Origin of the sequence: Nostoc sp. (assembly GCF_036917195.1) — a bacterium.
Lineage (GTDB): Bacteria > Cyanobacteriota > Cyanobacteriia > Cyanobacteriales > Nostocaceae > Nostoc.
On record NZ_JBALDG010000028.1, the window covers coordinates 15195 to 35942 of the forward strand.

Here is a 20748-nt window from a genome sequence, read left to right on the forward strand (position 1 = left end):
GTTCCAAACCGGAAGCTGAGATGCCGAATGCTAAAGGCTTTTGATTCAACTTAACTAATTGACTATGAATTCCGAAAAAGTCAAAAATTCTCTAAATATTTCGTCAGCTATCCGCGTAGGAGTACTAGGTTTTGGCGGATTAGGACAAGCCGCCGCCAAGGTACTTGCTGGCAAACAGGAAATGATTTTAGTCGCAGCAGCAGATCATAAAGGCTACGCTTACGCTGGTGATGGTTTAAATACTCAAGAATGCATCGCCACCTACCAGTCCCAAGATTCGGTAGGTCATTTAGAGCCAGTTGGTACGTTAACAAATCAAAGTATTCAGGATGTAATTGAAATAGCTCAACCTGTGGATGGGTATTTTCTGGCTTTACCCAACCTACCAAATGATTTTATTCCCTCTGTAGCCAAGCAGTTTATCAAATCTGGTTGGCGTGGAGTGCTAGTGGATGCGATTAAGCGCACTACTGCTGTGGAACAACTACTAGCAATGAAAGAAGAACTGCAAGCAGCAGGAATTACTTACATGACAGGCTGTGGTGCTACGCCCGGACTGTTAACAGCCGCTGCCGCTTTAGCCGCTCAAAGCTACGCCGAAATTCATCAAGTCGAAATTACCTTTGGGGTGGGAATTGCCAACTGGGAAGCTTACCGCGCCACTGTTCGGGAAGATATTGGTCATATGCCTGGTTACACAGTAGAAACTGCTAAGGCGATGACTGATGCAGAAGTAGAAGCATTACTAGATAAAACTAATGGCGTGCTTACCTTGACGAATATGGAACACGCTGATGATGTGATGCTAGAGGTAGCGGGAATAGTAGGGCGCGATCGCGTTACTGTTGGTGGTGTAGTTGATACTCGCAATCCCAAAAAGCCTCTCAGCACCAACGTTAAGGTAACAGGACGCACCTTTGAAGGGAAGATTTCTACCCATACCTTTACTCTGGGAGATGAAACCAGTATGGCAGCTAATGTCTGCGGCCCTGCTTTTGGCTATCTCAAAGCTGGTAAGCAATTGCACCAACGCGGCATCTATGGAATATTCACTGCTGCTGAAATTATGCCCCAATTTGTTAGGTAATAGTTAGGAGTTAGGAGTTAAAAATATAAAATTGTAAATTTGGAGCATATTCAGAGAAGAGACTCCAAATTTGCGATTTAAAACTTCAAAATCCTCACTATTAACTCCTAATTTTTTTAAGCTGGTGGAATTTGTGGAGAGAAAATATCTGTGAAATTATCCTCAAGCAGCAAATCTGGCGTTTGCATAATAAATGGAAGTTCGGCTCCTACGAGTCCTCGTTGGATGCGTTCTAAAGTATCACTAAAAACTACAAACAGAGGATATATACTATTAGCTCCCTCACTCAAAATATGACTGTGACGGAGAGGCATTAGCCACTCATAATCATTGTCTAGCCAAACTTGGGTTTGTCGCCAACGTCCTAACAAATCAGAAAAGTCTTCGTGAGCACGATGAATAAAGACTAAAATTTCTGCTCCTGTTTTGATTTTCCACTCTGGATCACACATTAAAATTGCCACATCACAGGGTAAGCAAATCGTTTGTGGGGGTGTTGTAGGAGTGTTGCGAAGACGGACAATTGGTAAGGGGATAGTAATGACACTTTCGTCTGGACGGCGCAGACTGGGAATCATCTCCAAGTATGGCCGATATTGCTTTAGTAAAGCGATCGCAGCTAGATGATTGCTATATTCTGCCAAACTTGCTTCGTAGTGAGATTTTTGCACAGTCATAGTTGATTAAATAGTTAGAAGTGAGGAGTTAGAAATAAAATTAAGTAGTTAAGAGTTAAGAATGAGGATAAAAATAAAGAGTTTAAACTTTTAACTCCTAACTCTTAACTATTAATCCCCTATCCCAACGTTTCAAATACCTTAAACATAGGCAGATACATCGCTAGTAAAATGGTTCCAACCATTCCCCCTAGAACTACAATCATCACTGGTTCCAAAATACTGGTCATTGCTTTTACTGCCTGCTCAACTTCATCTTCATAGAAATCGGCAACTTTCATCAACATTGCATCTAATTCTCCAGTTTCTTCTCCGATACTAATCATCTGAATTGCCATAGCCGGAAAAACGGCATCTTTTTGTAAAGCAATGCTAATCATACCTCCTTGTTGAATCTCTAGGCGGGCTGCATTTATGGCATTGGCAATTATTTGGTTTCCTGATGTATCTCGGACAATTTCCAAACAAGTTAAAATTGGTACACCTGAACGAGTCAAAGATCCAAAAGTTCTGCTAAAGCGAGCAACCGAAGATTTTTGAATTAAGTCGCCAAACAACGGCACTTTCAGGGAAAGACGATCAATTGTTTCGCGACCAGCACGAGTTTTACCGTATTGTGAATAGGCAATTTTCAGTCCTACAATAATAGCAAGAAGGATGACAGCATTCGGACTTCTCAAAAATTTACTAGCATTCATCAAGAATAGTGTTAGAGGTGGTAATGTAATTCCAATTTGTTCAAAAATCGTGGCAAAAATGGGAATAAGAAAAATTGTCATGCCGAGAAAGATAGCAACTGCGATAAAACCCACGACTATTGGATAAGACAATGCTGATTTAATTTGGTTTTGTAAGCGGGCAACATCTTCTAACAACTTGGCTAAACGATTCAATACTTCGTCTAGAACACCACCTACTTCGCCAGCTTGAATCATACTCACATATAAGCCATCAAAGCAGTCAGGATGCTTCCGCATTGACTCTGAAAGATTCATTCCACTTTGAACATCGATGCTAATCTCCACAAGAGCTTGTTTCAGTTTAGGGTTACTACACTGTTCAGAAAGTACCCCTAGACTTCTAACGATCGCAACTCCCGCATTCATCAAAACGGCAAATTGACGGGAAAAAACGGCTTTGTCTTTCACAGAAACCTTAACTAAGGAAGTCTGGAATTTTTTTAAGTCAAAATTTAGCTGAAATCCTTGAGATTGTTTGAGTTCTTGGACTACAAAACCTTGTTCTCTGAGACTAGTACGAGCTTGTACTAAGGATTCGGCAACAATTTTTTCTGTTCGGGATTTTCCTTGAGAATCCCGAACACGGGCAACGTAGTTTGGCATAAATAAATTCAAAATTCAAAATTCAAAATAGTTAAAGGTTTTTCATCCCTTTCATCTCCCCTAACCCTAGTTGCTTTAATGCGCTTTGGCAGCCGCACCGGGTTTTGCACCTGCTGCCTGCGGTGTAGCAGTACCGATAAGACGTTGGATTTCATCTGGCTTAGAAGTCTTAGACATCGCGGCTTCAAAGGAGATCGTTCCTGCTTTGTAAAAATCGGCTAGAACCTTCTCCAGAGTTTGCATCCCTAATTTGCCACCAGTTTGAATAGCTGAGTAAATTTGAGATGTTTTGCCTTCTCGAATCAAGTTGGAAATAGCGGGAGTGACAATCAGAATTTCTTGAGCCATCACCCGACCATACTCACCGGGTTTAGGGTTTTTCTTGGACACCAAGGTTTGGCTAAATACCCCCACTAACGAGTTAGACAATTGCACCCGCACTTGAGTTTGTCTTTCATGGGGGAAAACGTCGATAATCCGGTCAACTGTCTGTGCAGCGGAACTGGTGTGTAGCGTGCCAAATACCAAGTGTCCTGTTTCAGCTGCGGAAATTGCCAAAGAAATCGTTTCCAAATCGCGCATTTCTCCCACCAGAATAATATCTGGATCTTCCCGCAGAGCTGCTTTCAAAGCATTAGCAAAGCTCTTGGTATCTTCACTCAGTTGTCGCTGGTGAACCAAGCTTTTAATTGGTTCGTAGACAAATTCAATTGGGTCTTCCACCGTTAAAATATGCTCTGCTTTGGTGCGGTTAATCAAATCGATCATTGCCGCGAGGGTAGTTGTCTTGCCAGAACCTGTAGGGCCTGTCACTAGAATTAGTCCTCTGGGCTTGTCGCACATTTCCCGCACAATATCTGGCAGACCTAATTTTTCAAAGTTAGGAATTTTAGAACTTAATGCCCGTAAGCAAGCAGCATAAGCACCACGTTCTTTATAAACATTGACCCGGAAGCGAGCTAAACCCTTAACACCATAGGAACAATCCAACTCCCAGGTCTGCTCCAAGGTTTTACGTTGGGTGTTGTTGAGCATACTAAAAATCAGCCTTTGACATTGATCAGCTGTTAATACATGCTCACCTATGGGGGTGAGTTTGCCACTGATGCGGAAGTAGGGAGGCAAACCTGCGGATAAATGCAAATCCGAACCTCCCATTTCAATCAACTGCTCCATCAGGTCTTCAATCATCATTTCCATAGTTCTGCTGCCTTATGTTATTTGTTTAGTCCTTCGTCCAAAGTCTATAGTCAATATTCAAAAGTAATAACTCTTGACCCTTGACTGTTGACTTTTGCCTCTTGTCTATTTTTGAAACCGAGATGTCATACAGTAGGGACAATCCAGCCATTCTGGTTTCAATGTGGCATCGCAAGTCCGGCAGGTAAGACCAGTCTTGCGTTTGGCTTTTAACTCGGCTTCCAAACCAGTATCAGTAAACGTCACTCGTTCTACTTCTTCTAGGGTGGTAGCACCTTGGCGCACTAAGTCCAAACTGTAAGCCAGCAAGGTTTTCATACCCTCTTCTATTGCCACTTCCTTGATCCGTTCCGTGGGTGCATCTTCGTTGATGAGAGTTTGCAGGTTTTCGGTAACTCGCATGACTTCATAAACACCACAACGCCCTTTGTAGCCGACACCATTACACGCTGGGCAAAGCTGATTTTTGGCTTTGGCTTCTGCGATCGCTTCTAATGTCAAGCTATTAGCTTTGTAGAAGGTGACTCCGACATCTGAGGAAGCTGATAGACCATAACGAGCCAATTCCTCAGTTGTGGGAGTGTAGGGAACACGACATTCAGAACATACACGCCGCACCAAACGTTGAGCTAAAACGCCAATCAGCGAACTAGAAACCATGAAAGGCTCAATACCCATTTCTCCCAAACGAGCGATCGCTCCTGGGGCATCATTGGTATGTAAGGTAGTTAATACTAAGTGACCCGTCAAGGCAGCCTCAATTGCTGTTTTTGCCGTTTCTTTATCCCGCGTTTCACCCACTAGCAGCACATCTGGATCTTGCCGCAAGAAAGCCCGCAATGCGGTAGCAAAATCCAGCCCTTTTTCTCGAATCACCTGTACTTGAGTAATTCCTGGAAGGCTGTACTCAATTGGGTCTTCCACTGTACTGATATTAATACCGGGATCATTCTTTTCTGAGAGTGCAGAATAGAGCGAGGTTGTTTTCCCAGAACCAGTTGGCCCAGTCACCAAAATCAGACCAAAAGGCCGGCTCACCATATCCTGGACAATTCGTAAAGTCTCTGGATCACTAATTAACTTATTCAATCCTAGTTGGGTGGAGGAGTTATCCAAAATCCGCAGCACCACCTTTTCCCCGTAACGACTGGGTAAGGTGCTCACGCGAAAGTCTACTTTACGTCCCTCAAACATCCGCCGGATACGTCCGTCTTGGGGTATACGTCGTTCAGCAATGTCTAGATTGGAGATGATTTTAAATCGGGCTGTCAGCGCCGGGATGATTTTTTTCGGTAGGGGGGGGAAAGCTTCACCCAGTACCCCATCTTTCCGAAAGCGAATGCGTAAGTTTTCTTCTTGCGGTTCGATGTGAATATCAGAAACCTTCTCGTGCAAAGCTTTAGCCAGGATTCTGTTAACTAGGTTGATGACTGGGGCATCCTCCGCACCCTTCATCGCCGCACCTAGATCAGCCTCCATTTCTTCAGGACCATCCTGAAGATCGAGATTTCCGAGGTTTTCTAAATCCTGATTAATATCTGTAAACTTTGCTTGTTCCAGGTGCTTTTGCTTAACAGCCATTTCATCCAAGTATTGGTTGATTAGCTGCTGGTAGTCTTCCTGTGTAATCACCATCCGCTGCAATGCCAAGCCTTGGGGGCGCAAGATGCGGTTTAGGTCATCGGAAGCCTCTAGATTATCTGGAGCGACCATCGCCACTAAAACTGAGGGCGGGGTTTGGTCTTCGTGTTTCGACAGTGGTACTAAACGATGGCGACGACAGATATCTACTGGAATGAGGGTTTCAATCAGGTTCCCAATCATCGTGTTGCCAAGCTGGTTGACTTCCGGATCGAGGAATTCAACACCATATAGTATTTTAAGTTCAAATAGCTGCTGTTTTTTATATTGCCTGAGCAACTCAGGCGATAGTTGTTGCCCAGTGATTGACTCTAGTACTTCCGTTAAGGGTCTGCCAGATTTGCGGCTTTCAATTAGTGCCTGCCTCATCTGTTCGGTATTGGCATAGCCAGATTGCACTAGCTTGTTGCCGAAAGGCGAAAACTCTGTTCTGGTAGTTAGAGCGGTACTGCGCCGTTGTGGTGACAAGTAAGTCATAAATGAGCAATTGATTTGGGAAACCTCTGCTTCAAGTATTCCCCTACTGTGAGACAGAATTCTCATTTAGCAAAAAGTCCTAGTGCAAGCAAAAGTTTGGCTACCTTTCACAAGGGGCTTAACAAGGGATTTTGCCCCAAGTCTTGTTAATTGAGATGGTAAGTAAGTTGGCCTAAATAAAGCAAACTATATAAAGAAAAATAAAGCTCTGTAATTTGCTTGTAGTAAGCGCTTCAACGCTAAAAGGCTTACTACAAGCGTTTAATTTTTTACACCAACTTACTTAGCTGGATTTGAGCCAAGCTTTAGTAGTCACCAAACTTCTGATCTGCGGTTTTGGTTGTTCAGAGTTATCGCTAAGTGCTGAGTCAAAAAGAAGTAATAGTAGAGAAAATAGAAACTCCTGACTCGCTCAATCAACAAACCTTCAGTCATAGGGTAGAAGCCAAGATTCAAAATATATGACTCAGCACTTAACACTTAGCACTTTTGAAGGAATGACAATATTTGATAAATGGTTAAATTTTAAGTAGTAATTCCTGAAAAAACTGACTCATGAATAAGATGAGGGGCAAATCACATTCAGCACCACTCTTCCAAATTACTTACTTCTAGATGTACACTACTCGTTCAGGTTACCGCCTTAGGGACTGACAAAAATTAAATTACTCAATTCCTGTAATCCAATACGACTATCCGATTTCTTCTCCCCCTGCTTCCCCTGCTTACCAAAACGATTGATTATTTTTTTATTTGGAAGTCCCTTAGTGGCATCTAGGCTAACGTGTTCACCATTTGTCACAATAAGAGGACGGTGACATCATTTCCAGGAACTTGTTGGCAACAAAATCAGCCTCAGTGGCAAGTCGTGGATAACGACGGTTGCAAGCTATGGAGATACACTGCCATAAAAAGCATCTGGAATGAGTAGACAATGATGGATGAAAATAGACAGATAAACAATACAAGCCAGCAATTGGGTGAACCAACAGAGGTAAAGCAAGCAATGAAGAGTGACTCCGCAGCCCAAATTAATTTCAATGAATCTGGTAATGAGGTTACAGAGCAAGTGGCAGCTCAAACCAATATACCGGGGGATACGGCTACTTTCAATCAAGAAAATGGCGTCGCTGCAACTGAGAAAACTGAAGTGGAAACAACAGCTTTGGCAGAACTGACTCAACAAATCGAGTCTCTCAAAACGCAACTAGAAGAGCGTAGTACTCAATATATGCGGATTGCCGCTGATTTTGAGAATTACCGGAAACGCACTAGCAAAGAAAAAGAAGAGCTAGAAGTGCAGATAAAGCGGAATACGATTTTGGAATTGCTCCCAGTAGTCGATAATTTTGAGCGGGCGCGATCGCACCTCAAACCGCAATCTGATGGCGAAATGACCATGCATAAAAGTTACCAAGGCGTTTACAAACAATTAGTGGATAGCTTGAAGCGCTTAGGTGTGTCACCAATGCGTCCTGAAGCTCAAGAATTTGATCCCAACCTCCATGAAGCAGTAATGCGGGAACCTACGGATGAACATCCTGAAGGAACAGTGTTAGAAGAGTTAGTGCGCGGATATTACTTGGGCGATCGCGTGCTGCGCCATGCAATGGTCAAAGTAGCTGCTCCAAAAGAAGATACACCTGCTGCACAGGAGGATCAGTCGAGTTCAGCCAACAGTTAAGCTGTAGTTGCTTGCCTCGCTGACCAAAAGTGCCTGGTTTCTTGCAAGGACGAGCATTGTTACTGAGACATTGAGAGGATGAAGGAGATGAGGGAGTGAAATTATCAATCAGCTTCCTCATCTCCTCCTGATCCCCTATCTTCTCCATTTCTAGATGCTGTTGTTTCCGCTAGCCTTGGTTCGTAGCTCAAAAAGTTAGTCCGCGACACATTACAGCAGAAATACTCAGTAAAAGTACTTAGAAGTATGGGAAAAGTTATTGGGATCGACTTAGGCACTACTAACAGTTGCGTCGCAGTTCTGGAAGGCGGTCAACCACTTGTGATCGCTAGTTCTGAAGGTGGACGAACTACTCCAAGTATTGTGGGATTTGGGAAGAGTGGCGATCGCTTGGTCGGTCAATTGGCAAAGCGCCAAGCCGTAACGAATGCCGAAAACACAATTTACAGTATTAAACGATTCATCGGGCGGCGTTGGGAAGACACTGAAACAGAACGCGATCGTGTCCCATATAACTGTGTCAAAGGTCGAGACGATACTGTTGATGTTCAAATTCGCTCAAAAAACTACACCCCACAAGAACTATCTGCCATGATCCTGCAAAAGCTCAAGCAGGATGCGGAAAACTTTTTGGGTGAGGAAGTCACTCAGGCAGTGATTACGGTACCTGCATATTTCACAGATGCTCAAAGACAAGCAACTAAAGATGCTGGCACGATTGCTGGACTAGAAGTTCTACGGATTATCAACGAACCAACAGCTGCGGCTTTAGCTTTCGGATTGGAAAAGCAAGACCAAGAGCAGCTAATTTTAGTATTCGACTTAGGAGGTGGCACCTTCGATGTATCGATCTTGCAACTAGGAGATGGAGTTTTTGAAGTTAAGGCGACTTGTGGTAACAACCACTTAGGTGGAGACGACTTTGATAATGTGATCGTGCGTTGGATGATGGAACGCTTCCAGCAACAAGATAAAATCGATCTTTCCCAAGATAAGATGGCGCTGCAACGCCTGCGGGAAGCAGCAGAAAAGGCAAAAATTGAACTCTCCAGCATGGTGAATACCTCCATCAACTTGCCGTTTATCACCGCCGATGACACCGGCCCAAAACACCTGGAGATGGAACTCAGCCGCTCTAAATTTGAAGAACTCGCACTAGATTTAATTGAAGCTACCATCGAACCAATGATCCAAGCGCTTAAAGATGCAGATCTCAAACCACAAGCAATAGATCGGATTATTTTGGTAGGTGGTTCTACCCGTATTCCCGCAGTCCAAAACGCGCTAATTAAATTTTTCAATGGCAAAGCTCCCGATCGCTCTGTCAACCCTGATGAAGCCATAGCATTGGGAGCTGCTATCCAAGCAGCGGTGTTGGGTGGCGAAGTCGATAATCTCTTACTATTGGATATCACCCCTCTCTCTTTGGGAATTGAAACTTTGGGTGAAGTGTTCACCAAAATCATTGAACGCAACACCACAATTCCTACTAGTAAGTCACAAGTTTTTTCCACAGCAGTTGATGGGCAAACCTCAGTAGAAATTCACATTCTCCAAGGTGAACGGGCGATGTCACGAGATAACAAGAGTCTCGGTAAGTTTCTGCTAGCAGGAATCCCTCCATCTCCCCGGGGCGTACCTCAAATTGAAGTATCCTTTGAAATCGATGTCAACGGTATCCTTAAGGTTTCTGCCCAAGACAAAGGTACAGGTCGAGAACAGAGTATTAGGATTACCAATACAGGTGGCTTGAGTACCAACGAAGTCGAACGGATGCGCCAAGAAGCCGAACTATTTGCCGAAGAAGATAGAAGACGTAAAGAATTGGTTGAACTCAAAAACCAAGCAGATAATCTGTTGTTCAGTTACGAATCCACAATTAAGAATAATAGCAACTTTATCGGCGACCAGATGAAAACTTTGGCCAGTGAAAAAGTTTCACAGCTCCAAGCTGCAATGATTGACTCCAGCATCTCTACAGTGGAATTTAAGCAGCGCTTAGACGACTTCCAACAAACCCTGTTTGCAATTGGTGCCGATGTCTACAATCGAGCTAACAGTCAAAATGATGACATTGAGGAGGCTTCAACTAGTCTCTTTACCCCAGAAATAGACTCACCCATGAATGGCACACTCATACCACAATTCAACTTTGATTTTGACGAAGAAAGTACTGCCCAGGTTGATTATGAGGCGATAGATTAGGGGTTGGTCAAACAGGGCACTTGTACTAAGCTTGTCCTGAGCGGCTTGCCTTGAGCGAACGCAAAAGCGTCTCTAAGAGTTGCCGAAAGGAGCCGACTTGTGCCGAACAAAGCCGAGGTAAGGGCGGCGTCGTAAAGCCTGCGGCATAGTTACGCTTAGGGCGCAGCCTCTTCAAGAGTTGTATTGGGGAGCCAGCTTTGGCGGGTTTCTCGCCGTAGGCGACTGGCTTTCCCCTTGGGAGGTTCCCGACGTTCGTTGCGCGGCATCGTCTCCCTTTGGGAAAAGACTGGCTACCGCAACTCTTAAAGACGCTCTTGCGTTCGCTATCTGTTGTTCGCGTTGGCGGAGCCTCTCGTACAGAAGCGTCTTTGAACACGAGAAGCAACTGGCGTCATTGGGCATTATTATTCTTTCCCTGCCCCTCTGCTCCTTTGCACCTCTGCCTCTTCCCCACTCTCCTAACTTGCAGATTTTTATTAAGACACTTTAATATATCTAAATATATTGATTATAAATTTAGTGAAGTTTCACAAGACCCCAGCCGTTTGCTAGATTGTAGAAGCAAATTACTGTGGGCTAGGCAGTATGCCAGTTCAGATGCGATCTAAAGCAGATGGGTGGTTTTCCACACCTAATAGTGCGGCTAGCCCCTCTGGTTGATGGGCGGGGCTTTCCTCTGCTACGTAGCACAATTGTAAAAGAGACAGCCGACTCGGCAGTGAGAAGTCTGAGCAGAGGCTTGCCCTGATCCTAACTTCTGTAGCTTTTGTCGTTTCCCACGATGAAAGCACCTGTTGCTCAAGATTTGTCGGTGATTTTTGAAATGGTAAAGGGTAAAATCAGTTATTAACAAAAATTAATTTTATCTTCTACCTGGCCTTTGGCAAGCCACCCTCTGAAGGACACTGCATTGCTCTTCCAGAGCTATAGGCAAAACTTCTTCTCGTAGGGTAGCAAGTGGCCGTGAGTGACGTTCTACTGCCTTCTGCTTTCTTCCTTCTAACTTTTACCTTTGCTATATGGCCCGCGACTATTATGAAATCCTGGGTGTCTCTCGTGACACCGACAAAGAAGAAATCAAACAAGCCTATCGCCGTTTAGCCCGGAAGTATCACCCAGATGTGAACAAAGAACCCGGGGCGGAGGATCGCTTTAAAGAAATTAACCGTGCTTATGAGGTGCTCTCGGAACCAGAAACCCGCGCTCGTTATGATCGCTTTGGTCCAGAGGGTGTGTCAGGTGCTGCTGGCGCTGGCTTCCAAGATGTGGGCGATATGGGCGGTTTTGCCGATATCTTTGAAAGCATTTTTAGTGGCTTTGCTGGCGGTATGGGTAATCCCACCCAACAAAGACGGCGCAGTGGGCCTGCTAGAGGTGATGACCTGCGGCTAGACTTGAAGTTAGACTTTCGGGAAGCGGTATTTGGTGGTGAAAAAGAAATTCGCATTTCACATCTAGAAAATTGTGAAGTCTGTAGCGGTTCTGGTGCTAAACCTGGAACCCGCCCTCGGACTTGTTCTACTTGTAGCGGATCGGGTCAAGTCCGCCGTGTCACCAGAACGCCCTTTGGCAGTTTCACCCAAGTCTCGACTTGTCCCACGTGTAATGGAACAGGGATGGTAATTGAAGATAAGTGTGATGCCTGTGATGGTAAGGGCGCAAATCAAGTAACGAAGAAACTCAAAATTACCATTCCAGCTGGGGTGGATAATGGCACACGCTTGCGGATTTCTAGTGAAGGAGATGCTGGACAACGTAATGGCCCTGCTGGGGATTTGTATGTTTACTTGTTCGTGAATGAGGACGAGGAATTCCAACGGGATGGCATTAATATTCTCTCGGAAATCAAAGTTAGCTACCTACAAGCGATTTTAGGTTGTCGGTTAGAGGTAGATACGGTAGATGGCCCTGTAGAACTGATCATTCCAGCAGGAACCCAGCCCAATACGGTGATGAAATTAGAAAATCGCGGCGTACCCCGTTTGGGTAATCCCGTTAGTCGTGGGGATCACATGCTGAACGTATTAATTGATATTCCCAATAAAGTGACCCCAGAGGAGAGGGAATTATTGGAGAAGCTGGCTAAAATTAAGGGAGATCGCACTGGAAAAGGCGGTCTAGAAGGATTCTTGGGAAATTTATTTAAGTAATGAAGCGCTCTTCTGTTTTAACTCCCGATGCTCAACTTGATTTGCGCGGCACCCCTTGCCCAATTAATTTCGTGCGGACAAAACTACGTCTGGAGAAAATGCCATTGGGAGGTTTGCTAGAAGTCTGGCTAGACCCTGGTGAGCCGATTGAGCAGGTTCCTGATAGTCTGACAATGGCAGGTTATCAGGTGGAACAAATTACAGACTGCACTGGTTATTTTTCTCTGTTAGTGCGCCGTCCAATTACTGGGCAATGACAGGGGAAAATTTTGCCGCAACTGGACAGTTATTGGGTACGGTGCTAGCTGTACAGGCTAATTTTTACCGAGTACAGCTGGATCAAGAGGATGGGGAGATGAGGGAGATGGGGGAACAAGATCCTCATCTTCCTTATCCCCCTCTCCTACTTTGTACTCGGAGAACACGCTTGAAAAAAATCGGGCAACAGGTAATGGTAGGCGATCGCGTTGTGGTACAAGAGCCAGATTGGGCTGGGGGGCGAGGAGCGATCGCTGATGTTTTACCCCGCCAAAGCGAATTAGATCGTCCAGCGATCGCCAATGTCAACCAAATTCTCTTGGTATTTGCCGTAGCTGATCCACCTTTAGAACCTTATCAACTGAGTCGGTTTTTAATTAAAGCTGAGTCTACTGGCTTGGATGTGCTTTTATGCTTGAATAAAAGTGATTTAATTTCACAACAGGAACAGCAGCAAGTTAGCGATCGCCTGCTTGGTTGGGGCTATCAATCAATATTTATCAGTGTCAAAGATGGTATAAATACTGACCAAGCAGCCAGATATTTGAGCAATAAAATTACTGTAATTGCTGGGCCTTCCGGCGTTGGCAAATCCAGCTTGATTAATGCGCTGATTGACTCTCTTCAGCTGCGAGTGGGAGAAGTTTCTGGCAAACTAGCTCGTGGTCGTCATACCACTCGTCATATAGAATTATTTGAGTTGCCTAGCGGTGGTTTGCTGGCAGACACCCCCGGCTTTAATCAGCCCGACATGGATTGTATCCCAGAAGAATTAATTCATTATTTCCCTGAAGCAAGAAAGAGGTTAGCAGTTGCTAGCTGTCGGTTTAGTGATTGTCTGCATCGAGACGAGCCTGAGTGTGCGGTGCGGGGAGACTGGGAACGATATGAACATTATTTAGAATTTTTGTCCGATGCGATCACTCGTCAAACTCAGCTACACCAACAAGCTGATCCAGAATCCACCATGAAGTTAAAAAGCAAAGGCAAAGGGCAAAGTCAATACGAACCCAAGTTAGAAAGTAAAAAATATCGCCGGATTTCCCGGAAGACTCAGTTACAGGACTTGCAGGAGTTATATCGGGATGAGGAATAAGGAGTGCGATGTCTACGATGGGCTGTGCCTACGCACTTCTATGAAATAGTTGAGCGGCAAAGAATAACCTCTGTCTTATATCCGATTACCTGTGTCCCGCCGTTCCAACGAAATGTTGTACCGATGTTGGTTCCTCTTAGTCGCTCCATCTGTTTAGAATTGAGCGATATTCCGAATCTTTGTCGTCCATATCACCTAAATATATGCGACAGTGTTTAGGAACAGCATCATAGGCTTGGCGCAAATACTCCTTATTTGCCTCGGTTGGCTCATGCTTGTATTGTGTTAATACCTGTTGGCAAATCTCTCCTGTTGTTAGCTGCCCATTGAGTCGTCGGATCTGGTCTTCAACTTCTTTAACAAACTCCTGCTCCTCAACTCTTGACTTCACTTGAAGGGCGGTAAAATTAAGACCAGACACCATCATTGAGACTTTTGCTCCTTCAGGCAGATGAGTTCTAACCCAACCTTGGCTCACCTTTTCTTTGAAACCATCAAAGTCAACCATTCCCCAGCAATCAATTCTGCCGTCTTTATAGACTTTAATTTCAGTGACAAAATAGTGGTCTCCATTCTTGATAAAGGCTTGCAGAAATATGCCAGGAATGGTTACGCCATCAACTATACGATAGATCGTGTTAGAGAAGGACATAATAACAACTCATTGTTATACAGTAGTTGGTGACTCATCAAGTTACACGTATTGGCACAACTATTTATTATGCAGAATTTTTCTATATAACTGCTCTAAACCAGGTTTATATAGCTAATTGAGCAACTGCCAAGCCTGATTTGAACATGAAATACTTGCGGTGCTTATGCCAATATTTACTTCTGCCTTAGCAAACAGTATGTACTGTACTCTTCGGATGATCTCGGTAGAACCCCCTGAACGTTTACCATCTGCGTAATGTTCAAATCACAAAATTTTGGGGAATACTGAGTTCACGTTTTTACCTAACAGCAAAAACACGCAGTGGAGGCACAACAATGTTGACTGTACCCCTACAAACACTGTATTGAACTCAATTGAAAACTATTCTTACGATCCCCATAAAGTCTTAAAATATTGTTAATTTCTGCCAAACTTCTCAACCTTCAACTTACAAGTATTACCCCAAAATCACTATGGCTATCGGCTACGTTGCGCTTGTACTCCACGCACATCTGCCCTTCGTTCGTCACCCGGAAAGTGACTACGTGCTGGAGGAAGAATGGCTCTATGAAGCCATCACAGAAACCTACATCCCTTTATTGAAAGTATTTGAAGGCTTAAAGCGAGACGGTATCGACTTTAAAATCACGATGAGTATGACACCACCTTTAGTGTCGATGCTTCGTGATCCTCTGCTGCAAGAACGCTATGACGCACACTTAGCTCAACTAGAAGAACTTATACAACTAGAAGTAGAACATAATGTCAATAACGGGCATCTTCGTTATTTAGCCGAATATTACGCTACTGAGTTTAAGGAAACGCGTCAACTATGGGAACGTTACAAGGGTGACTTAGTTACAGCTTTTAAGAAGTTCCAAGACAGTAACAACCTGGAAATCATCACTTGCGGCGCTACCCACGGCTATTTACCGTTGATGAAAATGTATCCAGAAGCAGTGTGGGCGCAAATTCAGGTAGCCTGCGAACATTACGAACAAACCTTTGGACAAGCACCTAGAGGCATTTGGTTGCCAGAATGCGCCTACTATGAAGGTTTAGAGCGGATGCTAGCAGATGCTGGGTTACGCTACTTCCTTACCGATGGGCATGGCATCCTTTACGCCCGTCCCCGTCCGCGCTTTGGCACTTATGCCCCAATTTATACAGAAACTGGTGTTGCTGTCTTTGGTCGAGATCATGAATCGTCCCAACAGGTATGGTCTTCTGAGGTAGGCTATCCTGGAGCGGCGGAATATCGAGAATTTTACAAAGATTTGGGCTGGGAAGCAGAATATGAGTATATCAAGCCCTACATCATGCCCAATGGTCAGCGGAAAAATACGGGCATTAAGTATCACAAAATTACGGGGCGTGGCTTAGGTCTATCAGATAAGGCACTCTACGATCCGTATTGGGCGCGAGAAAAGGCGGCAGAACATGCTGATAATTTTATGTATAACCGAGAGAGGCAATCTGAACATCTCTATGCTATAATGCAGCGCCCACCAATTATCGTTTCGCCCTATGACGCAGAGTTATTTGGACATTGGTGGTATGAAGGTCCCTGGTTCATCGATTACCTATTCCGCAAGTCGTGGTATGACCAAGGAACCTATGCAATGACCCATTTAGCAGACTATTTGCGGGATCAGCCAAATCAGCAAGTCTGTCGTCCTTCGCAGTCAAGTTGGGGTTTCAAGGGTTTCCACGAGTATTGGTTGAATGAAACGAATGCGTGGATTTATCCGCATTTGCACAAAGCCGCGGAACGGATGATTGAAATCTCGCATTTGGAACCAGAGGATGAATTGGGGTGCAAAGCGCTCAACCAAGCGGCGCGGGAACTGCTATTAGCACAATCTTCTGACTGGGCATTTATTATGCGGACGGGAACAATGGTACCGTATGCGGTTAGACGGACGCGATCGCACCTGATGCGGTTCAATAAGCTCTACGAAGACGTTAAAGTCGGCAAAGTTGACAGTGGTTGGCTAGAAAAAGTCGAGTTAATGGATAATATCTTCCCGGAAATCAACTATCGCGTCTATCGTCCGTTATAGTCTCACAAAAAGTAATCAACAGCATTAAGGTGGGCATTGTCCACCTTATATTAGTAGTGAGGAGCGTCTATTTTACCAACAACAGAGCAAGCCTTAGCCTGTGTAAGGGTTTGTCAAATGCTGTCAAATGCTTTACAAAGACATCCGCTTATTTCGATTTGACGACAAAACAGGGCAAGTTTACATCCTATCTGCGGATGAACTGCAAATTATTGTTTATCCCAATGGCGAATGGGAGTTTGTCAATGAACCCGAATTATGAGCAAATGAGTTTTACAGAGTTGAGAGCTTATGTGGTGGAAAACCGCGAAGACATTGAAGCTCTACGTTTTTTGATGAGCAAACGCGACCCTAATTCTCCAAAGTATCCTATGCCTGTGACAGAAGCTGATATGCAAGCCCAGATGGAAATCATCAGGCGTAAGATTAATGGAGAGCTTTGAGATTATTGTCTAACTTCAGTAAGCAAGAGTAGGGTTGATGTTATTTACCCACCTTAAAGGCTATCTGGATCAATATTTAATTCTCGAAGTTTAGCAGCTAATCTTTGCGCTTTCTCTTCTGCGGCTTGTCGCCCAGCTGCTTCCTCTTCATGAGTTAGAAGTATTTGATCTGTAGCTGGATTGTAAAAACGCAGTTTTCCTGCTTCTAAGCGTAACTCTAGCCCTAAAACTTCACTGGGTAGGGATACTGTACCATCTGGCAAGGTATTAATTGCCACTGGGAAATAATTTCCATCGACCAAGTATAAACCTTGGAGTTGGGGATTGAGATAATCGCCTGTGGGGTCATATTGAAAATATTCACGCACTCCCAGAAAGGCGTAAATTCCTTTCTTTGCCCCTTGGTCTTTGCTGCGGGTGGTTTTTGAGGTAATCTCTAGAACGAACTCTGGAGTTTTATTCTCTTCTTCCCAGGTTTTGTAAGAACGTCGGTCACGGTTTTCTACTCCAAACACCACAAATACATCTGGGGCTACGACTGATTCTGGATAACCTTTTTCGTAGTAAATAAATAGATTACCAGCGACGTATACATCTGGGTGATTTTGGAAATAAATTCGTAGTGCATTTCTTGCATAAGTTAAGTAACTGCACTGAATATCTCCTTCAGCCATTGGCTTACCGTCCTCATCTGGGTACTCAATCGGGGTAACGGGGATATACTCTACTGAGGCTGTCATGGGCAGATATCTCAACTCAACTAGGGCTAGATTCAATTTAACCTTGTTTTAAGTTGTAGGTACTAGACATTAAAAAAAGGGTGTATTGCTCACCCTCTAGAAAATTAATTATGCATCCTACTGAGTTGAGCTATTTGGCTGAGATGCTACTAGCAGCACTTTTACCTTACAGTCCGAAATTTTCTCTAATGAGGCTTCGAGATGTTGCTCTTTGCCCCAACCGGACTTCAATAATTTGGGGGGAAGGGCAATGGTAAGCTCTAACTTAAGAAGTCTTCCATGCTGCATAATAAGCGCTTTCATATTAGGTACAGCAATACCAGCACACCCCAACTTCCACCATAATTGCAGGAGAATATTATGCCGATGTGGTTCGGCATCAAAATATTTGGATTTTGTCATATAATGGGCGTTACTTATTAATTTTGTGCTTCTGAACTGCATAGGAACTGGTAAAACTTTGCCAAAGTTGGTTTAGTATGACAAAAAATACCAGCAACCATCAGCATCAGAGGCATTTTTTTGATTTTTTAGCTTTAAAAGATAAAAAGTCGGAAGCATCACAATCAGACAAAACATTTAGTAACTGGAAATGAACGCTATATGTAAGTCCATATTTATGGACTTACATATAGCCTATCCATACAAACAAAGTATGTATGGACTTAGACTTCTAGTTTAAAAATATTTTGCTTGAAGGGATGTATTCAAAAATACCTCGTTTGCTAATTATGCTAATTATTAAATTAGCACTATTAAGACTTACTAGCAAGGTATAAATAGAGCAATTATGAAAATTTTAATTAATAGCTGAAATGCGACAAATTATGTTATAATATGCAGTTTCTAAAAGCAAAATATGGAAGTAGAGATTAATTTTGTATTGACAAACAATAATATAGCATAACTGTAAAAACTAAATTCAAAAATCTCTGGATATTCAAAAACTTTGTAACTTAATTCAATATGATTAAGTTAGTGATATTGGCTTGCATAATATCCGCCAAGCCCTTAAAAAAGGGCTTAATTTCATTATTTTTAACGAGGGGGGTAAGGAGGACAAAATCTTATTTTATAATTTCTGTAATTTAATTACACAATCTGCCATTAATTTAATTACACAATCTGCCATTCATTACAAGTAAATGCAGTCATTAATCTTGCTGAAATGATTTGACAGCAAGGACTTTGGTGTTCTCATCCAATCGATAACCGCTATATTTGCTTGCATAATATCTCCCAAGCCCTTTTTGAAAGACTTAATTTCCTTATTTTTAATGAGGGTAAGGAGGATAAAATCTTATCTGAGATTCTTGTAACTAAATTATTTTTTTTTGAGACGACCATACTTTTGCAAAGGTTTTTGCAAAGCAAAGTGACTAGCAAAAGGGTCTTGAGGAATTTTTTCTTTAATGCCAATATTCAGTGCTTTTAATAATTTGATATCTGAATGTGTAATAAATTATTTTTTAATTAACTCATTTTTTTAAATACGAACTTTATTACGCAATTATACTTTGTTTTGACAAATCAAGGTATAAAAACTTTTGCAATCTATTACAAGTAAATGCAGCCATTAATGTATAACTACATCAGCTAATAAATCATCCATTTCATTGCTCATTTCTTGAGTATAAGGAACGAGTTTAGAAGGGTTTTGCATAGCATCTTTCATCAGAAAGTCAAGAAAAAGGGTCATGATAATGCCTTCATCTTTATTCGCTTCATCAACATTCTCGGTTTCCATAAGTTAATAAAGTCTACTAACAGTTAAGTTCCAAATTTCTAGGCTTTGTGTAACTAACGTTAAAAAAGACAGGCAAGATGCCTGTCCTACAAGTAATGATTTAGCAGAGAATTTAGAAATTCATCTCAGCAGCTTGGACTTTCTCAACCTGCTTCTTCTTCAGCACAAGCATAACTTGAGCTAACATCACAAGAGCGACGAACGCAATCATCCCTTTGACTCTAGAGGCGTCTTGCAGTACGATTTCTGTATCTGATTGACCGAATCCACCAACATTCGGGTTGCTGGTCAAAGCATCACCAGTCTTGACTGTTTGCCCTTCGGAAACAATCAGGTCTGGCCCTACAGGAATCGTATCAACGACAACATCACCAGATTCCGGCTGGATGTTTACTAAATATTTGACGTTACCGTCTGCATCTTCCTCTTTGGCAATCTTGGTAATTGTGCCAGTAGCAGAAGCGTTGTAAACAGTATTGTTGCTCTTTTCACCAGTGGGATAAACTTGTCCACGTCCCCGGTTAGCACCTAAGTGAACTGAATATTTACCGAAGTGGATGTTTTTATCGGTTGCGGGGTTGGGAGAAAGAACCGGGAAGACGATTTCCTGATACTGTTCACCAGGTAAGGGGCCGACGATGACGACGTTATCTTTGTCTTCGCTGTAGGGTTGGAAGGGAGTCTCGCCAATTTCTTCTTTAAGTTCTTCGGAAATACGGTCTTCAGGAGCAATCTTAAAGCCTTCAGGTAGCATCAGTACAGCACCGACGTTCAAGCCAACCTTAGAACCGTCGGCACCAACTTGCTGGGCGCTGAGATCGTAAGGAATTTTCACCACAGCTTTAAATACAGTGTCAGGTAACACCGATTGGGGAACTTCCACTTCTGTAGGCTTGGCCGCTAGGTGACAGTTGGCACAAACAATCCGCCCAGTTGGTTCGCGAGGAGTTTCGGGATAGGTTTGCTGTGCCCAAAAGGGATAGGCGGCAGCAGATTGGGGAAGAGCTAGATCGCTGGTGAAGTAAAATGTCAGGGTAGCGATCGCTATGAGCAATGTTTTTACAATCGCTCTAGCACTGCGAGTTAACCTCGCTGTTATGAAAACATTTCTCATCTCTAATAAGGGCAACGATTCTCTGATGGATTGGTCAACTAGCCATTCAATTTTAGATTTTGGGTCGCACCTTTGGTGCGCTGACAGCGCAACTTGGATTTTGGATTGAAGGAAAAATCTAAAATCTAAAATCCAAAATTGGCAGAGTTAGGAGTTAGGAGCCTAAAA

21 protein-coding genes are annotated in these 20748 nt (G+C 43.3%); 9 read left to right on the top strand and 12 right to left on the bottom strand.

The genetic code is table 11. From position 1 onward, the window contains the following. Nucleotides 1-64 precede the first annotated feature (64 nt). Nucleotides 65-1087, top strand: a complete 1023-nt coding sequence (locus V7K40_RS09485) for a saccharopine dehydrogenase-like oxidoreductase (protein WP_334958841.1) — start codon at nt 65-67, stop codon at nt 1085-1087. A 116-nt stretch (nt 1088-1203) separates the two neighbouring features. Here the strand turns inward: V7K40_RS09485 and V7K40_RS09490 are convergent, their stop codons facing one another. From V7K40_RS09490 to V7K40_RS09505, 4 genes are all read right to left on the bottom strand, one after another. Further along, the gene (locus V7K40_RS09490) at nt 1204-1764 is read right to left on the bottom strand and encodes a hypothetical protein (RefSeq protein ID WP_298912896.1); all 561 of its coding nucleotides are present in this window, start codon (nt 1762-1764) and stop codon (nt 1204-1206) included. A 119-nt stretch (nt 1765-1883) separates the two neighbouring features. Further along, a complete protein-coding gene (locus tag V7K40_RS09495; protein ID WP_334958843.1) occupies nt 1884-3107 on the bottom strand; it encodes a type II secretion system F family protein in 1224 nt (407 codons plus the stop codon). 75 nt (nt 3108-3182) lie between these two features. After that, nucleotides 3183-4307, bottom strand: a complete 1125-nt coding sequence (locus V7K40_RS09500) for a type IV pilus twitching motility protein PilT (RefSeq protein WP_334958845.1) — start codon at nt 4305-4307, stop codon at nt 3183-3185. A 105-nt stretch (nt 4308-4412) separates the two neighbouring features. After that, entirely contained in the window at nt 4413-6425 is a 2013-nt protein-coding gene (locus V7K40_RS09505) for an ATPase, T2SS/T4P/T4SS family (RefSeq protein WP_334958847.1), read from the bottom strand. 934 nt (nt 6426-7359) lie between these two features. On the opposite strand from V7K40_RS09505, the gene grpE reads away from it, so the two are divergent. Together grpE and dnaK are read left to right on the top strand one after the other, a co-directional pair. Then, a complete protein-coding gene (gene grpE / locus V7K40_RS09510; protein ID WP_334958849.1) occupies nt 7360-8109 on the top strand; it encodes a nucleotide exchange factor GrpE in 750 nt (249 codons plus the stop codon). Between the two features lie 246 nt (nt 8110-8355). Further along, complete coding sequence (gene dnaK / locus V7K40_RS09515; protein ID WP_334958851.1) at nt 8356-10314, top strand: molecular chaperone DnaK; 1959 nt, start codon at nt 8356-8358, stop codon at nt 10312-10314. A gap of 25 nt (nt 10315-10339) precedes the next feature. On the opposite strand, the gene V7K40_RS09520 is transcribed toward dnaK, so the two are convergent. Together V7K40_RS09520 and V7K40_RS09525 are read right to left on the bottom strand one after the other, a co-directional pair. After that, nucleotides 10340-10690 (bottom strand): hypothetical protein, encoded by a 351-nt coding sequence (locus tag V7K40_RS09520; RefSeq protein WP_334958853.1) that lies wholly within the window; start codon nt 10688-10690, stop codon nt 10340-10342. Nucleotides 10691-10907: 217 nt separating this feature from the next. Next, on the bottom strand, nt 10908-11105 hold the full coding sequence (locus V7K40_RS09525; protein ID WP_334958855.1) for a hypothetical protein: 198 nt from the start codon (nt 11103-11105) through the stop codon (nt 10908-10910). Between the two features lie 228 nt (nt 11106-11333). Between V7K40_RS09525 and dnaJ the strand changes: the two genes are divergently transcribed. From dnaJ to rsgA, 3 genes are read left to right on the top strand one after another with little or no spacing between them, the layout of a single operon-like run. Beyond that, a complete protein-coding gene (dnaJ, locus tag V7K40_RS09530) occupies nt 11334-12464 on the top strand; it encodes a molecular chaperone DnaJ (RefSeq protein ID WP_334958857.1) in 1131 nt (376 codons plus the stop codon). Continuing rightward, a complete protein-coding gene (locus V7K40_RS09535) occupies nt 12464-12721 on the top strand; it encodes a sulfurtransferase TusA family protein (protein WP_334958860.1) in 258 nt (85 codons plus the stop codon). The genes dnaJ and V7K40_RS09535 overlap by 1 nt, the downstream gene beginning before the upstream one ends. Continuing rightward, the gene (rsgA, locus tag V7K40_RS09540; RefSeq protein ID WP_334958862.1) at nt 12718-13818 is read left to right on the top strand and encodes a small ribosomal subunit biogenesis GTPase RsgA; all 1101 of its coding nucleotides are present in this window, start codon (nt 12718-12720) and stop codon (nt 13816-13818) included. Before V7K40_RS09535 ends, rsgA begins: the two co-directional genes overlap by 4 nt. A 136-nt stretch (nt 13819-13954) precedes the next feature. Here rsgA and V7K40_RS09545 read toward each other — a convergent pair whose 3' ends face one another. Continuing rightward, complete coding sequence (locus V7K40_RS09545; RefSeq protein ID WP_334958864.1) at nt 13955-14470, bottom strand: hypothetical protein; 516 nt, start codon at nt 14468-14470, stop codon at nt 13955-13957. 476 nt (nt 14471-14946) lie between these two features. Here V7K40_RS09545 and V7K40_RS09550 point away from each other — a divergent pair, with 476 nt between their 5' ends. From V7K40_RS09550 to V7K40_RS09560, 3 genes are all read left to right on the top strand, one after another. Continuing rightward, entirely contained in the window at nt 14947-16536 is a 1590-nt protein-coding gene (locus V7K40_RS09550; RefSeq protein WP_334958866.1) for a glycoside hydrolase family 57 protein, read from the top strand. A gap of 127 nt (nt 16537-16663) precedes the next feature. Further along, complete coding sequence (locus tag V7K40_RS09555) at nt 16664-16798, top strand: hypothetical protein (RefSeq protein ID WP_334958868.1); 135 nt, start codon at nt 16664-16666, stop codon at nt 16796-16798. Next, nucleotides 16782-16979, top strand: coding sequence for a hypothetical protein (locus V7K40_RS09560; RefSeq protein WP_109011583.1), 198 nt, complete (start codon nt 16782-16784; stop codon nt 16977-16979). The genes V7K40_RS09555 and V7K40_RS09560 overlap by 17 nt, the downstream gene beginning before the upstream one ends. A 53-nt stretch (nt 16980-17032) precedes the next feature. Here the strand turns inward: V7K40_RS09560 and V7K40_RS09565 are convergent, their stop codons facing one another. From V7K40_RS09565 to petA, 5 genes are all read right to left on the bottom strand, one after another. After that, nucleotides 17033-17719 carry a Uma2 family endonuclease gene (locus V7K40_RS09565; RefSeq protein ID WP_334958870.1) on the bottom strand — a complete coding sequence of 229 codons (687 nt, stop codon included), beginning with the start codon at nt 17717-17719 and terminating at the stop codon, nt 17033-17035. A gap of 117 nt (nt 17720-17836) precedes the next feature. Further along, nucleotides 17837-18121 carry a hypothetical protein gene (locus V7K40_RS09570; protein WP_334958872.1) on the bottom strand — a complete coding sequence of 95 codons (285 nt, stop codon included), beginning with the start codon at nt 18119-18121 and terminating at the stop codon, nt 17837-17839. 922 nt (nt 18122-19043) lie between these two features. Next, nucleotides 19044-19178 (bottom strand): type II toxin-antitoxin system YhaV family toxin, encoded by a 135-nt coding sequence (locus V7K40_RS09575; protein ID WP_334959198.1) that lies wholly within the window; start codon nt 19176-19178, stop codon nt 19044-19046. A gap of 117 nt (nt 19179-19295) precedes the next feature. Further along, the gene (locus tag V7K40_RS09580; protein ID WP_334958874.1) at nt 19296-19466 is read right to left on the bottom strand and encodes a hypothetical protein; all 171 of its coding nucleotides are present in this window, start codon (nt 19464-19466) and stop codon (nt 19296-19298) included. A gap of 112 nt (nt 19467-19578) precedes the next feature. Beyond that, the gene (petA, locus tag V7K40_RS09585) at nt 19579-20580 is read right to left on the bottom strand and encodes an apocytochrome f (protein WP_334958876.1); all 1002 of its coding nucleotides are present in this window, start codon (nt 20578-20580) and stop codon (nt 19579-19581) included. Between the last annotated feature and the right edge of the window lie 168 nt (nt 20581-20748).